We start from the raw sequence: 17,461 nt of genomic DNA, 5'->3' as shown, positions 1-17,461 counted from the left end.
CGACACCGTGGCGGCGTTCGGCCGGCTCGGCGTGGCCGCGCGGCTGCACAACCTGTACGGTCCGACCGAATTCACCGTGCACGCGACCTACGCACCGGTCGCCGAGGATGTGCGCACCGCGGTGCCGATCGGCTCGCCGGTGTGGAATGCCCAGGCGTACGTGCTGGATTCGCGGCTGCACCCGGTGCCGGTGGGCGTCGCGGGTGAGCTGTACCTGGCGGGCGACCAGGTGGCGCGTGGTTACCTCGGCCGCGCTGATCTGACCGCCGACCGGTTCGTGGCGAACCCGTTCGGGGACAACGGTTCCCGGATGTACCGCACGGGCGACCTGGTCCGGCACACGAGCGGCGGCGCGATCGTCTACCTGGGGCGCACCGACTTCCAGGTCAAGCTGCGCGGTCAGCGCATCGAACTCGGCGAGATCGAATCCGCGCTCACCGCAACCGATTCCGTCGCACAGGCCGTCGCGATCGTGCATTCCGACGAACGCGCCGGTGAACGACTGGTCGCCTATGTGGTGCCCGCTGGCGGAAGTGTCGATCTCGAGGCGCTGCGTGCCCACCTGGTCGCGCAACTGCCCTCGTACATGGTGCCCTCGGCATTCGTCGTACTGGATGTGCTGCCGCTCAACGCGAACGGCAAACTCGACCGCAAGGCGCTGCCGGAACCGGAGTTCGAGGCCGCGGCCTTCCGCGCGCCCTCCACGCCGATCGAGGAGATCGTGGCGGGCGTGTTCGCCGACGTGCTCGGTGTCGAGCGGATCGGCGTCGACGACGACTTCTTCGCCCTCGGCGGCAACTCGCTGCTGGCCACCCAGGTGACCGCGCGCATCGGCGCGGCGCTGGAGGCGCAGGTGCCGGTGCGCGCGATCTTCGAGTCCTCGACGGTGGCGGGTCTGGCGGTCAAGGTCGAGCAGGACTCCGCCGCCGCCGAGCTTCCGGCGCTGGTCGCCCGGCCGCGGCCGGAGCTGGTGCCGTTGTCGCTGGCACAGCAGCGGATGTGGTTCCTGAACCGGTTCGACCAGCAGTCCGCGGCCTATCACGTGCCCGTCGCGGTGCGGTTGACCGGCGAGCTGGACACCTCGGCGCTGCGGGCCGCGGTGCGCGACGTCATCGAGCGGCACGAGGTGCTGCGCACGATCTACCCGGAACGTGACGGCCGGCCGCACCAGGTGATTCTGCCTGTGGCACAGGCGGTTCCGGACCTGGAACCGATCGTGGTGCGGCCGGAAGCGTTGCGGGAGACCGTCGTCGGACTGGTCACCGCGGGCTTCGACGCCAGTGCCGAAGTGCCGCTGCGGGTTCGGTTGCTGCGCGTGGACACCGAAGACGCCACGCCCGAACACGTCCTGGTGGTCGTGGCGCACCACATCACCGCGGACGGCTGGTCGATGGGCCCGCTGACCCGTGACGTGATGCTCGCCTACGCATCCCGCAGCACCGGCGAGGCCCCCGCGTGGGCGCCGCTGCCGGTGCAGTACGCGGACTTCAGCGTGTGGCAGCGCGAGGCGCTGGGCGCGGAGGACGATCCGAACAGCGTGCTGGCCGCCCAGGCCGAGTACTGGCGCGGCGCGCTCGCGGGCCTGCCCGACGAGCTGAATCTGCCGGTGGACCGGCCGCGTCCGGGCGTGCCGACCTATCGGGGCGGCCGGGTGCCGTTCGCGATCGACGCCGATCTGCACGCCGCACTCCAGCGCGTGGCCCGCGAGCAGCACACGACGCTGTTCATGGTCGTGCACGCCGCGCTCGCGACGTTCCTGGCCAAGCTGTCCGGAACCGAGGACATCGCGGTCGGCACCCCGGTCGCCGGACGCGGCCGGGCCGAGCTGGACAACGTGGTCGGCATGTTCGTCAACACACTGGTCCTGCGGACCGACGTGCGGGCGGAATCGAGCTTCGCCGACCTGCTCGCACAGGCCAGGGAGACCGACCTGCAGGCGTTCGCGCACGCGGACATCCCGTTCGAGCGCCTGGTGGAAATGCTCTCGCCGGAGCGGTCCACGGTGCGCAACCCGCTGTTCCAGGTCGCGCTGTCCTTCGAGAACATGCCCGAGACCGCCTTCGAGCTGCCCGGCCTGCGGGTCGGCGCGGTCGAGTTCGAGTCCGGCATCGAGAAGTTCGATCTGTCGCTGACCATGCGGGAGTCGCACGACGATTCCGGTATGCAGGCCGAATTCTCCTTCGCGCGCGACCTTTTCGACGACGCCACGGTCGAGGTGCTGGCCCGCCGGTTCGTGCGCCTGCTGGGCGTGCTGGCCGCCGATCCGGGCGCCGCGATCGGTGACGTGTCGCTGCTGACCGCGCCGGAATTCGAGCTGCTCACTCACGTGCACGGTGACGACGTCATGGCCACGGGCCTGCTGCCGGATCTGCTGAGCCGCGGCGTCGAGCTGGGCCGGGACCGGGTGGCGGTGCGCTACGAGGGACGCTCGATCACCTACGGTGAGCTCGACGAGCGGTCCTCGCGCCTGGCGCGGGTGCTGATCGATCGCGGCGTCGGCCCGGAAAAGCTTGTCGCCGTTGCCTTCCCGCGCTCCTACGAGATGGTGCTCGCCGTGCTCGCGGTCACCAAGGCCGGCGGCGCGCACGTACCGGTGGACCCGAACTATCCCGAGGACCGGGTCGCGCACATGCTCACAGATTCCGGTGCGGTACTGGGCATCACGGGTTCGGCGCAGGTGGGCGACCTGTCCGGCGAGGTGGACTGGCTGGTCCTGGACGACCCGTCGACCGAAGAACTGTGCGCCGCACGATCGGCCGAGCCGGTCACCGACGCCGACCGGCTCACGCCGCTGCGGATGCGGCATCCGGCGTACGTGATCTACACCTCCGGTTCGACCGGGCGGCCCAAGGGCGTCACGGTGACGCACGCGGGCCTCGGCGGTCTGGTCGATGTCGCGGTGGGGCACTACCAGCTGGAATCGCAGCACCGGATGCTGCACATCTGTTCGCCGAGCTTCGACCCGTCGGTGCTGGAGTGGCTGTGCGCCTTCTCCACCGGCGCGACGCTGGTGATCGCGCCGGCGCACGTCATCGGCGGCCCGGATCTGGCCGAGCTGATGCGGACCGAGCAGGTCACGCACACCATCATCACTCCTGCCGTACTGGGCACCGTGGATCCGGCCGGGCAAGAACAGCTGCTGGTCGCCTCGGTCGGCGGCGACGTCACGACGCCGGAACTGCTCGCCAAGTGGCAGCCCGGCCGCAGGTACTTCAACGCCTACGGCCCGACCGAGACCACGATCATCTCCTCGTACGCGCGGCTGTTCCCCGGCCGCCACGTCACCATCGGCGAGCCGGTGCACGGCATGTCGGCGCTGGTGCTGGATTCGCGGTTGCATCCGGTGCCGCCGGGTGTCGCGGGTGAGCTGTATCTGGCGGGCGCGGGCGTGGCCCGCGGCTACCGGAACCGGCCGGATCTGACCGCGGAACGGTTCGTGCCCAACCCCTTCGGCGCGCCCGGTGCGCGCATGTACCGCACCGGTGACGTGGTGCGCTGGTTCGCCGAACCGGGCGAGCGCGCCGGTAACGAGGCGTTGCCGTCGGTCCGCTGGGAGCTGGACTACGTCGGCCGCTCGGACTTCCAGGTGAAGATCCGCGGCTTCCGCATCGAACTGGGTGAGATCGACGCGGTGCTCGGCACCCACCCGGACGTCGAGTTCGCCTTCACCATGGGCCGCGAAACCGCGGCCGGCGCAACGATTCTGGTGGCCTACGTACTGGGCGTCGCGGGCCGGGCGGTCGATCCGGCCGACGTGAGCGCCCATGTGGCGAAGACGCTTCCGCCGCACATGGTCCCCTCGGCGATCGTGGTGCTCGACGAGATCCCGCTGACGCCGGTGGGCAAGCTGGATCGCAAGGCGCTGCCCGAACCCGAACTCGCGCCGAGGGAGTTCCGCGCACCGGTGGGCGAGATCGAGACGATCATCGCCGAGGTGTTCGCGGACGTGCTCGGCGTCGACCAGGTGGGCGTGGACGATTCGTTCTTCGCCCTGGGCGGCGACTCGATCCTGTCCATCCAGCTGGTGTCGCGGACCAAGGCACGCGGCGTAGTGTTCTCCCCGCGCGACGTGTTCGAACGGCGCACCGTGGCATCGCTGGCCGAAGTCGCCACGCGCGGTGACGCTTCCGAGCGCAAGCGGCTGGCGGAGCTGCCCGGCGGCGGCGTCGGCGAGATCCCGCTGACCCCGATCATGCGGCAGTTGCTCGCCAGCGGCTCGTCGTACGAGCGGTTCTCGCAGTCGATGACGGTGCGCCTGCCCGAGGGCATCGACCGGCAGACGCTGGTCGCGACGATCGGCGCGGTCTTCGAGCACCACGATGTGCTGCGCTCGCGGCTGCGCGGCGACGTCGAGTCCGGCTGGGTCTTCGAGGCGCTCGAACCCGGCGCGGTCGATGTCGACGCACTGCTGCATCGCGTCGAGGTGCCCGGTGACATCGATTCCGAGGCGCTGAACCGGTTGGCGACAACCGAACTCGATGCGGCACTGGGTCGCCTGGATCCGGCGAACGCGGCCATGATGCAGTTCGTGTGGTTCGCCGCCGAGGCGGGCACCGCACGACGTGACGCGCTGCTGATCGTCGGTCATCACTTCGTCGTCGACGGCGTGTCCTGGCGCATCCTGCTCCCGGACTTCGCGATGGCCTGGTCGCAGCTGGCGGCCGGGCAGCCGGTGGCCCTGCCCGCCAACGGCACCTCGATGCGGCGCTGGGCGCACGCACTCGCCGAGGCCGCGACCGATTCCGAGCGTCTGGCGGAACTGCCGTTCTGGCAACGGGTTTCGTCGACCCCGGACCCGCAACTGGGCTCGCGGCCGTTCGATCCGGCCGTGGACACCAACGCGACCGTGGACCAGGTGCGCGTCAGCGTGCCCGCCGACGTCACCGAGGCCGTGCTGACCACCCTGCCGGGGCTGTACCACGGCGGCGTGAACGACGGACTGCTCTCGGCGCTGGCCCTGGCCGTCGCGCGATGGCGCCCGCGTGCGGGCGACGCCTCGCTGATCCGGGTCGAGGGACACGGCCGCGAAGAGGACGTCGTGCCGGGTGCGGACCTGTCGCGCACTGTCGGCTGGTTCACCACCGCCTATCCGGTGCGGTTGGATCCGGCCGGCGCCGATCTGGACGAGGCGTTCGCCGGTGGACCGGCGCTGGGTGCGGTGGTCAAGGCGGTCAAGGAGCAGTTGCTGGCCGTGCCCGACAAGGGCCTCGGCTACGGCATGCTGCGTCGGCTGAACCCCGAAACCGCTTCGCAGCTGGGCGATCCCGGCCAGATCAGCTTCAACTACCTGGGCCGGATCTCCGCGGGCGACGTGCCCGAGGGCCTGGCCGAGCTGGGCTGGGTGCCGGTGGACGATCTGGGCGACCTGTCGGTCGGCCAGGACGCCGATATGCCCGCCAACGGCGCGGTCGACATCAACGCGATCGTCACCGACGGCGACCAGGGCCTGCGCTTGGGCGCGTCGTTCACCTACCCGACCGGTCTGCTGGACCGGGAGCAGGTGCAGGAGTTCGCCGATCTGTGGGTCGAGGCGCTGACCGCGCTGGCGCGGCACTCGCGCCGCCCGGACGCCGGTGGCCTGACCCCGTCGGATCTGCCGCTGGTGCCCGCGACCCAGGCCGATATCGCGGTGTGGGAACGGGACTACCCGGCGATGATCGACGTGTGGCCGTTGTCCACGCTGCAATCGGGTCTGCTGTTCCACGCGCTGTTCGCGCAGAGCGGCGTCGACGTCTACACCGTGCAGTCCACCGTCGGGCTGCGTGGCACGGTCGACATCTCGCGGCTGCGCGCGGCCGCACAGGGCATCCTCGTGCGGTACCCGAACCTGCGCACCGCCTTCGTCACCGCTGCCGACGGCCGCTCGGTGCAGGTCGTGCTGGACAAGGTCGAAGCGCCGTGGCGCGAGGTGGATCTCACCGGTGTGCCTGCGGCACAACGTGAAACCGAGCTGAAGCGGCTGATGGCCGCCGACCGGGCCGAGCACTTCGATCTGTCCGCGCCGCCGCTGCTGCGCTTCACGCTGTATCGCACCGACGCGCAGGAATGGCAGATCGTCATCACCACGCACCACATCCTGCTGGACGGCTGGTCGATGCCGCCGCTGCTGCGGGATCTGCTGATGCTGTACGCGGTGCGCGGTGACGCGAGCGTGCTGCCGCGCGTCGCGCCCTACCGGAACTACCTGGCCTGGCTGGCCGGTCGCGATCGGGACGCGTCGCTGCGCGCCTGGCAGGCCGCGCTGGCCGGGGTCGAGGAGCCGTCGCTGCTCGCGCCGCAGGTCGTGGTCGAGGAGCAGACCTACGAGATCGGGCGTCAGGTCACCGAGATCGACGCCGAGCGGACCGAGCGGATCAAGCGGTACTGCGCCGAGCTGGGCATCACCGTCAACACGCTGATCCAAGCGGCGTGGGGTGTGCTGCTGAGCCGGATGACCGGCCAGGACGACGTGGTGTTCGGCGCGACGGTCTCGGGCCGTCCGGCGGAACTGCCGGGCGTCGAATCGATGGTCGGCCTGTTCATCAACACCCTGCCGGTGCGGGTGCGGGTCGACGACGAGACGTCGGTGGGGCAGTTGCTGTCCGGTCTGCAGGCCGAGCAGGCCGATCTGCTCGATCACCACTACGTGGGCCTGACCGATATCCAGCGAGTGGCCGGTACCGGCATCGGGTTCGACTCGCTCGTGGTGTTCGAGTCGTATCCGGTGGACAAGGACGCGATCGAGGCGACCAGTTCCATCGACGGCATGTCGGTGACCGGCGCGGGCATGTACGACGACACCCATTACCCGATGACGGTGATGGTGAGCGCCGAGGCGACCGTCGTGCTCGCGATGAAGTACCTGGTCAGCCACTTCACCGAGGATCAGGTCCGGGAACTGTCCGCGCGCCTGCTGCGGGTGCTGGACGTCCTGGTGGACCGGCCGGATCGGCGCGTGGGCGAGATCGAACTGCTCGACGCCGCCGAACGCGACCGAATCCTGGTGCGCTGGAACGACACTCGGCACGAGGTCGCGCCGGAGCTGCTGCTGGATGGCTATCGCCGTGCGGTGGCCGCGTATCCGGATCGGGTGGCTGTGGTGTTCGAGGGTGAGGAGTTGACGTATCGGGAGTTCGATGAGCGGGTGAATCTGCTTGCGCGTCGGTTGGTTTGGGCTGGTGTGGGTCCGGAGTCGCTTGTCGCGTTGTCGATTCGTCGTTCGGTCGATCTGGTTGTGAGTATGTATGCGGTGGTTGCTGCGGGTGGTGCGTATGTGCCGTTGGATCCGGATCATCCGGCGGAGCGGATCGCGCATGTGCTCGAGACCGCGCAGCCGGTGTGTGTGCTGACTCGTGCGGCTGATGCGGTGCCGGTGCCCGAGGGTGTCGAGGTGTTCGACCTGGAGACCATCGACCTCGATGGTTTCGATGTCGCGCCGTTGGGGCCGGGCGAGTTGGAGGGTCCGGTGCGTCCGGAGAATCCGGCGTACGTGATCTTCACCTCTGGTTCGACGGGCCGCCCGAAGGGCGTCGCGGTATCGCACGCTGCGATCCACAACCAGATCACCTGGATGCTGGCCGAGTACCCGATGGGTCCGGGCGACGTCTACTTCCAGAAGACCGCGACGACGTTCGACGTCTCGCTGTGGGGCTACTTCATGCCGCTGCGGGCCGGTGCGAAACTGGTCGTCGCCACCCACGACGGTCATCGGGATCCGGAATACCTCGCGGAAACCATTGCCGCACAAGGTGTCACGGTCACCGACTTCGTTCCGTCCATGCTGACGGTGTTCGCGGCGCACACCCGGGCCGGTGCGGTGCCGACGTTGCGCGACGTCTTCGTCATCGGTGAGGCGTTGCCGCCGCAGACCGTCGCGGCCATGCGTTCGGTCTCCGACGCGACGGTGCACAACCTGTACGGTCCGACCGAGGCCGCGGTCTCGATCACCTACTGGCCCGCGACGCGGGAAGACCGGCTGAGCGTGCCGATCGGCGTGCCGCAGTGGAATTCGCAGGTGTACGTACTGGATTCGCGGCTGCGGCCGGTTCCGGCCGGGGTGGCCGGCGAGCTGTATCTCGCCGGTGACCAGCTCGCGCGCGGCTACGTGGCGCGCCCGGACCTGACCTCGGACCGGTTCGTGGCCGACCCGTTCGCGAGCGACGGCGCACGGATGTACCGCACGGGTGACCTGGTGTCGTGGCGCGTCACCGACGGCACGCCGGTGCTGGATTACATCGGCCGCACCGACTTCCAGGTGAAGTTCCGCGGTCAGCGCATCGAACTCGGCGAGATCGAATCGGCGCTGCTGGCGCACCCGTCGGTGAGCCAGGCCGTGGTGCTGGTGCTGTCCTCGGACCTGGGCGACCAGCTGGTCGCCTACACCGTTCCCGCGCCCGGACAGTCGATCGACCAGCGCGAACTGCTGGCCGCCGCGTCGGAATCGTTGCCCGCCTACATGATTCCCGCCGCGGTCGTCGAGCTGGCGGCATTCCCGCTGAACACCAGCGGCAAGCTGGATCGAAAGGCGTTGCCGGAGCCGGAGTTCGCGCACCGCGAGTTCCGTGCGCCGTCCACGCCGATCGAGGAGATCGTGGCCGGTGTGTTCGCCGAGGTGCTCGGCGTGGACCGGGTCGGCGCGGACGACGACTTCTTCTCCCTCGGCGGTAACTCGCTGATCGCGACGCAGGTCACCGCGCGACTGGGCACCGCCCTGCAGACGCGGGTGTCGGTGCGGGAGCTGTTCGAACGTTCCAGCGTGGCCGAACTGGCCGCGCGGGTGGCGCAGTACGCCGGTTCGGATGCCACCCGGCCCGCGCTGACCGAAGTCGTTCGGCCCGACCAGGTTCCGCTGTCGCTGGCGCAGCAGCGGATGTGGTTCCTGAACCGGTTCGACCCGACCTCGACCGCCTACCACGTGCCCGCCGCGGTCCGGCTGTCCGGGAACGTCGACGTGGACGCGCTGCAGGCCGCGGTGCGCGATCTGGTGGAGCGGCACGAGGTGCTGCGCACCGTCTACCCGGAGCGCGACGGTCTCGCCCAGCAGGTGATTCTGCCTGTGGCACAGGCTGTTCCGGATCTCACGCCGGTACCGGTGCGGCCGGACGCGGTGCAGGACACCGTGCTCGAACTGGTTACCACCCCGTTCGACGTGACCAGCGAGGTCCCGCTGCGGGCTCGGCTGCTGCGTCCGGACACAGCGGCCGGCACGACCGGGTCAGGGCCGGAGGCGGCAGCGGAGCGTAACCACGCAGGCCCCCCGGTCGTGCCCGATGGACAGAGCGCGGAATACGTGCTCGTGTTCGTCGCGCACCACATCACCGCGGACGGCTGGTCGATGGGCCCGCTGACCCGCGATCTGATGCTGGCCTACGCGGCCCGCGCGGCCGGTGAGGCGCCGGCCTGGACTCCGCTGCCGGTGCAGTACGCGGACTTCAGCGTGTGGCAGCGTGCGGTGCTCGGCTCGGAGGACGAGCCGGACAGTGTGCTGTCGGCGCAGGCCGAGTACTGGCGGACCGCGCTGGCCGATCTGCCCGACGAGCTGAACCTGCCGGTGGATCGACTGCGCCCGGCGGTGCCGTCGTATCGCGGCGGACACGTGCTGTTCCCGATCGATGCGCAGGTGCACGACGCGTTGCGGGAGATCGCCCGCGAGCAGAACACCACGCTGTTCATGGTCGTGCATGCCGCGCTGGCGGTGCTGCTGGCCAAACTCAGCGGTACCGAGGACATCGCCGTCGGCACGCCCATCGCGGGACGCGGCGAGGCCGAACTCGACGATCTGATCGGCATGTTCGTCAACACCCTGGTGTTGCGGACCGAGGTCAGCGCCCAGCGCAGCTTCCTCGAACTGCTGGCCGAGGCCCGCGAGGTCGATCTGCAGGCGTTCGCGCACGCGGACATTCCGTTCGAGCGGCTGGTGGAGCTGCTCACGCCGGAGCGTTCCACCGCGCGCAACCCGCTGTTCCAGGTGGCGCTGTCGTTCGAGAACATGCCCGAGACGACCTTCGAACTGCCCGGACTGCGGGTCGCCGGGGTCGAATTCGATTCCGGCATCGAGAAGTTCGACCTGTCGCTGACGCTGCGTGAGTCGACCGACGATTCGGGGATCTCGGCGCAGTTCTCCTTCGCCCGCGACCTGTTCGATCAGGAATCGGTCGAGGTGATCGCGGCGCGCTTCGTCCGGTTGCTGCGCCAGATAGTGCGGCGTCCGGACACCTCGATCGGCGACCTCGAGCTCATCGAGGACAGCGAGCGCGCGGATCTGATCTCGCGCACCGGCCTGCCGGCCACCGCGCCGCGCACGCTGCCGGAGTTGCTGGCCGAGGCCGCGGCGCGCGATCCGCAGGCGATCGCGGTGGTCGAGGGGTACGCACCCGTCGCGGGTGCGTCGTGGGGCCGGAGTCTGTCCTACGCCGAGCTGGACGAGCGGTCGAACCGGTTGGCGCGCTTGCTGATCGAACGCGGCCTCGGGGCCGAGGATCTGGTGGCCGTCGCGGTGCCGCGTTCGCTGGACTCCTATCTGGCGGAGTGGTCGGTGACCAAGTCGGGTGCGGCGTTCGTGCCGATCGACCCGACCTATCCGGCCGACCGCATCGCGCACATGCTCACCGATTCCGGGGCCCGGGTCGGCCTGACCGTGGCGTCGGTGCACGCGCAGCTGCCCGATTCGGTGCAGTGGCTGGTACTCGACGAGCTGGACACCGCGGCATTCGACTCGGCGGCGGTGACCGACGCGGATCGAGTGCGGGCGCTGGTCCCGGCGCATCCGGCCTACGTCATCTACACCTCCGGTTCCACCGGCGTCCCCAAGGGCGTCATGGTCACCCACGCGGGCCTGGCCAACTTCCGCGACGAGCAGCTGGAGCTGTACGGACTCGATTCCGAAACGCGGGCACTGCATTTCGCCTCGCCGAGCTTCGACGCGTCGATTCTGGAGCTGCTGCTGGCCGTCGGTGCGGGTGGCCGGTTGGTCATCGTCCCGCCGGGCGTCTACGGCGGTGCGGAACTGGCCGAGCTGATCCGCGCCGAGGGCGTCACGCACGCGTTCATCACCCCGGCCGCGTTGTCCACGGTCGACCCGGCCGGGCTGGACAGCCTGCGGGTGCTGACCGCGGGCGGTGAGGCGGTGCCCGCGGATCTGGTCGCCAAGTGGGTCGTTCCGCTGGCGGACGGGACGGTGCGCCGGATGCACAACGTCTACGGGCCCACCGAGACCACGATCGCGGTCACCCTCGGGGCGCTCGCGCCGCAGCAGCCGGTCGCCCTCGGCGGCCCGATCCGCGGTATGCGCCTGCTGGTCCTGGACGAGCGGTTGCGCCCGGTGCCGGTGGGCGTCGCGGGTGAGCTGTACCTGTCGGGTATCCAGCTCGCGCGGGGCTACCACGCGCGCAACGCCCTGACCGCGCAGCGGTTCGTGGCCGATCCGTACGTGCCCGGCGGGCGCCTTTACCGCACCGGCGACGTGGTGCGGTGGACCGCGGCCGGTTCGGTGGAGTACGTCGGCCGGTCCGACTTCCAGGTGAAGGTGCGCGGTTTCCGCATCGAACTGGGTGAGATCGACGCCGCCCTCACCGCGGACGAGACGGTCGGCTTCGCGGTCACCCTCGGCCACCGCGGTGCGGCGGGTTCGACCGCGCTGGTGTCGTATGTCGTTCCGGCGCCGGAGCATTCGATCGACGTCGGTGCGCTGACCGCGCACCTGCGGGAACGCCTGCCGGCCTATATGGTGCCCGCGTCGATCATGGTGATCGACCGCGTCCCGCTGACCCCGGTGGGCAAGCTGGACCGGCGCGCCCTGCCGGAACCGGTGTTCGAGGCCGAGACGCAGTTCCGCGCGCCGCGCACCCCGATCGAAGAGGTCGTGGCGGGCGTGTTCGCCTCGGTGCTCGGCGTGGACCGGGTCGGCGCGGACGACGATTTCTTCGCCCTCGGCGGTAACTCGCTGATCGCGACCCAGGTCACCGCGCGCATCGGCGCGGCGCTGGACACCACGGTCACGGTGCGTTCGCTGTTCGAGTCGCCGACGGTGGCCGGGCTCGCGGAGGCGGTGTCGGCGTCCAGCCGCGGTGACCGGGTCGAGATCGGCAGTCTCGAACGGCCGGAACGGATTCCGCTGTCGCTCGCGCAGCAGCGGATGTGGTTCCTGAACCGGTTCGACCCGCAGTCCACCGCGTACAACGTGCCGATGGCAGTGCGGTTGACCGGTGCGCTGGACATTCCCGCGCTGCGGGCGGCGATCGGCGATCTGGTGTCCCGGCACGAGGTGCTGCGGACGGTGTACCCGGAGACCGATCAGGGCCCGGTGCAGGTGATCCTGCCTGCGGTGCAGGCGATTCCGGCGCTGGACGTGCGGGTGACGAGTGCGGATTCGGTCGAATCGGCGGTGCTGGAGTTCTTCTCCACCTCGTTCGACGTGACCGCCGAGGTGCCGTTGCGGGTGGCCGTGTTCGAGGTGTCCGCGGCGGGAGCCGACGGTACCGGCGAATACGTGCTGGCGATGGTCGTGCACCACATCTCCGGCGACGGCTCGTCGATGGGACCGTTGACGCGGGATCTGATGACCGCTTACGCCGCTCGCTCCGCGGGCGTGGCCCCGGACTGGGAGCCGCTGGCCGCGCAGTACGCGGACTACAGCATCTGGCAACGCGCGGTGCTGGGCTCCGAGGACGATCCGGAATCGTTGGCCGCCAAGCAGATCGCCTACTGGCGCGGGGCGCTGGCGGATCTGCCCGATCAGCTGGATCTGCCCGCGGACCGGCCGCGTCCGGCGGTGCAGTCCTACACCGGCGGCACGGTGAGTCTGCGGATCGACGCGGACACTCACGCCGCATTGGTGAATGTGGCGCGCGAGCAGGGTGCGACGCTGTTCATGGTCGTGCACACCGCGCTGGCGGTGCTGCTGGCGCGGTTGTCGGGTACCGAGGACATCGCGATCGGCACCCCGATCGCGGGTCGCGGTGAGGCCGCGCTGGACGACATGATCGGCATGTTCGTCAATACGCTGGTGTTCCGCACCCAGGTCGAGCCGGGCGCGTCGTTCACCGATCTGCTCGTCAGGCAGCGGGAGTCGGACATCCAGGCGTTCGCACACGCGGACGTGCCGTTCGAGCGCTTGGTGGAGGTGCTCAATCCGGAGCGGTCCACCGCGCGGCATCCGCTGTTCCAGGTCGGCATGTCGTTCCAGAACCTGGCGCGCGTCAGTCTGGAACTGCCCGGCCTGGCCGTGTCCGGACTCGATGTGGACGTCGAGATCTCCCAGTTCGACCTGCATCTGATCGTGGGCGACGGGTACGACGAGTCGGGCACGCCGCTCGGCATCGCCGGTGACCTCACCTATGCGACCGATCTGTTCGACCGCGAGACGGCGCAGACGTTCGCGGACCGGTTCGTGCGGCTGCTCGGCGAGATCGTCGCCGCGCCGGACAAGTCCGTGGGCGATCTGGACTACCTGGACGCGGGCGAGGTCACCGAACTGGTGACGGACCGCAACGCGACCGCGCACGACACCGACCGCTCGGCGACCCTGGTGTCGCTGCTCGAGCGCACCGTGTCGGGCACCCCGGGGGCGGTGGCGCTGGTCGGCCCCGACGGCAGCACGATCACCTATGCCGAACTCGGCGCCCGGGTGAATCGCCTTGCGCGTCAGCTGATCTCACTCGGCGTGGGCCCCGAGGCGCGGGTCGCGCTCGCGCTGCGCCGCTCGGTGGATCTGGTCGTGGCCATGTACGCCGTGGCGACCGCCGGCGGTGCGTATGTGCCGGTGGATCCGGATCAGGCCGCCGAACGCACCGATTACATCCTCGACACCGCGGCCCCGGTCTGTGTGCTGACCAACGCCGAGACCGCGTTCGAGACCACGATCGCGCCGGTCGTGCGGATCGATGCGGAGCGGCACGAGGACTACGCGCCGATCACCGATGCCGAGCGGCTCGGTGCGCTGCGTCCGGAGAACACCGCGTACGTCATCTTCACCTCGGGTTCCACCGGCCGCCCGAAGGGCGTGGCGGTGCCGCACGCGGCCATCGTGAACCAGTTGCTTTGGGAGACCGCGGAATTCGGCCTCGACGCGCAGGACTCGGTGCTGTTGAAGACCGCCGCCACCTTCGACCTGTCGGTCTGGGAGTTCTGGACCGCGGCGGTCCGCGGCGGCCGGTTGGTCATCGCCACGGCGGACGGTCATCAGGATCCGGAATACCTGAACGCGCTGATGTCGCGCGAGTCGGTGACCACGTTGCACGCGGTGCCCTCGATGCTCGACGCGCTGCTGACCGAATCCGGTGGGACACTGCCGGATTCACTGCGGCGAGTGTTGGCGATCGGCGAGGCGCTGCCGGGCCCGCTGGCGCAGCGGTTCCGCACGGGCAACGCGGCCGGGCTGTTCAATACGTACGGCCCCACCGAGGCGGCCGTGTCGATCACCAGCCACCGGGTCGGCGAGGCCGATCTGGTCTCGGTGCCGATCGGTGTGCCGGAGTGGAATTCCCAGGTGTACGTGCTGGATTCACGGTTGCGGCCGGTGCCCGCCGGGGTGCCCGGCGAGCTGTATCTGGCCGGTGCGCAGCTGGCGCGCGGCTATTTCGCCCGTCCGGATCTGACCGCGGACCGCTTCGTGGCCAATCCGTTCGCCGTTGGTGAGCGGATGTACCGCACCGGCGACCTCGCGGTCTGGAACGCCGACGGCGAGCTGGATTACCGGGGCCGCACCGACTTCCAGGTGAAGATCCGTGGCTTCCGGATCGAGCTCGGTGAGATCGAGGCGGCGCTGCTGGCCCTGCCGCAGGTCAACCAGGCCGCGGTGCTGGCCAAGTCCGATCCGCGCCTGGGTGACCGGCTGGTCGCCTATCTGGTCACCTCGGACGCGGATCTGGATGTGGCGCAGGTGCGTTCGGAGCTGTCGGCGAATCTGCCCTCGTACATGGTGCCCGCGGCGTTCGTGGTGCTCGACGCGCTGCCGTTGAACGTCAACGGCAAGCTGGATCGAAAGGCGTTGCCCGAACCCGAATTCGAGTCGACGCCGTACCGGGCTCCGTCCACGCCGACCGAGCAGATCGTGGCCGAGGTGTTCGCCGACGTGCTCGGGCGCGAGGATATCGGCGTCGACGACGACTTCTTCGGCATCGGCGGTAACAGCATCCTGTCGATCCAGCTGGTGTCGCGGTCCAAGGCGCGCGGTGTGGCATTCAGTGCTCGCGAGGTGTTCGAGCGGCGCACCATCGCCGGGATCGCCGCGGGCGCTGTGCTCGGCGGCGGCGAACTCGAACTGCCGACCGGTCCGCTGGTAGAGGTCGGTCCGGCCGATCAGCGGGCGTGGGAGCAGACCTATCCCGCGATGACCGAGGTGTGGCCGCTCTCGCCGCTGCAGTCCGGTCTGTTCTTCCACGCGATGATGTCCGAGGCCACCATGGACATCTACAGCCAGCAGGCGCGGCTGGACTTCACCGGCACGCTGGACGCCGGCCGGTTGCACGCCGCCGCGCAGGCCCTGGCGGATCGCTACGAGAACCTCCGGGTCGCCTTCACCACCGATGCCGACGGCAAACCGGTGCAGATCGTCCAGGAACGCGTCGAACTGCCTTGGCACGAAACGGATCTCACCGATCTGCCGATCGAGCGCCGGGAGGCGGAGCTGGCACGCCGGCTGGCCGCCGATCGCGCCGTGCAGTTCGATATGGCGGCGCCGCCGCTGATCCGGTTCGCGCTGTACAAGCTCGACGCGGACGGTGAGCCGCGGGCCCAGCAGTGGCGGCTGTCGATCACCGCCCACCACATCCTGTTCGACGGCTGGTCGATGCCGCTGCTGATGCGGGATCTGCTGGTGCTGTACGCGGTGCACGGTGATGCGAGTGTGCTGCCGCACGTGGCCTCCTACCGGGACTTCCTGGCCTGGCTGTCGGTGCGCGACCGCGAGGAGTCGCTGCAGGCGTGGGCGCGGGCGCTGGCCGGTGTGGACGAGCCGACCCTGATCGCCCCGCAGCCGAAGTCGGTCGAGAGTTTCGATATCGAGCACGTGGGCATCGAGCTCGACGCCGAGCGGACCCAGCGCCTGAGCAAGTTCTGCGCCGATCTCGGGATCACCGCGAACACGCTGGTGCAGGCATCCTGGGGTCTGCTGGTCGGTCGCCTGACCGGCCGCGGTGACGTGGTGTTCGGCGCGACCGTGTCCGGACGTCCGGCGGAACTGCCCGGTATCGAGTCGATGGTCGGCCTGTTCATCAACACCCTGCCCGTGCGGGTGCGGGTCGACGATCGCCGCACGGTCGCCGATCTGCTGACCGGGCTGCAGGGCGAGCAGGCCGCGCTGATGGACCACCACTACGTCGGGCTGCCCGACATCCTGCGGGTGGCCGGACTCGGTGCGCAGTTCGACTCGCTGATCGTCTTCGAGTCCTATCCGGTCGACCGGGAGGCCATCGCCGCCGCCAGCTCCATCGACGGCGTCGCGGTGACGGGTATCGATTTCAAGGGTGGTACGCACTATCCGCTGACCATCACGGTGACCGCCGACACCACGATCGCGGTGAATCTGGAGTACCTGACCAGCCGGTTCAGTGCGGCCGAGGTGCGTACCCTGGCCGCGCGGCTGGACCGGGTGCTCGAGGCGCTGATCGGCGATCCGGACGCGCTGGTGGCCGACATCGATATCCTCGACGCCGCCGAACGCGCCCGAATCCTCGTCGAATCCGGCGGTGCGGCAACCGAACCCGCCTCCGCGCGGGTCGGTGCGCGCACCGTGGCCGCGACGTTGGGCGCGGTCGTCGAGGAGGATCCGCAGGCGCCGGCGGTGCTGGCCGGCGAGTCCGAAATCGGTTATCAGGTGGTCGATTCGCGGTCCTCGCAGTTGGCGCGGGTGCTGATCGACCGCGGCGTGGGCCCCGGCGAGATCGTCGCGGTGGCGCTGCCGCGTTCGATCGAAGCGGTGGTCGCGCTGTGGGCGGTGCAGAAGGCCGGTGCGGCGGCGTTGTTCGCCGACGGGCTGTCCTTCGGCGAGATCGTCTCGGCGGGAGCGGGATTCGGCATCACGCTGGAGCCCGCGGCGAAGTCGGTGCGCTGGCTGGTGCCGACCGATCCGAAGGTGCAGGCGGAAATCGCCGCGGCCCCGGCGCATCCGGTCTCCTACGCCGATCGCCTGCGCCCGCTGCACGAGGACCATCCGGCCCTCATCGCCCGGCGGGTCGACGGCACCTGGCTGATCCTGACCCAGGAGCAGGCCCTCGACCACGCCGAAGCCCTGCGCGAGGACAACGGCATCGATTACGAGTCGACGACGTTCACCGTCGCCACCGCGGGCACCGCGGCCCTGGCCGAATTCCTGGCCTCGGCCACCGCGGGCGCCCTGTCGGTCCTGCCGACCGGCGCGGACATCGCCGACGACCTGGCCGACGCCGAGGTCACCCACTGGTTCGCCACATCCGCGGACTCCACCGAGGCGGCGAGCGAGGAGGTCCAGGTGGTGATCACCGACTGAATCCAACCGGGTGGTGAG

Annotated in this window: 1 protein-coding gene (running past one end of the window); it reads left to right on the top strand. The window is 69.9% G+C overall.

Annotated features, from left to right (window positions below):
• Nucleotides 1-17,443, top strand: the final stretch of a protein-coding gene (locus AC5WS7_RS22340; protein WP_495956511.1) for a non-ribosomal peptide synthase/polyketide synthase. Its footprint begins 32,858 nt before the window's first position; only the last 17,443 of its 50,301 coding nucleotides appear in the window; its start codon lies off the left edge, out of view; it ends in the stop codon at nucleotides 17,441-17,443.
• Nucleotides 17,444-17,461: the final 18 nt, after the last annotated feature.

The sequence above is a fragment of the Nocardia sp. PLKS1-43 genome (assembly GCF_059510335.1).
The sequence above is the reverse complement of the archived record's forward strand: the minus strand, read 5'-3'. Positions and strand labels throughout refer to the sequence as shown.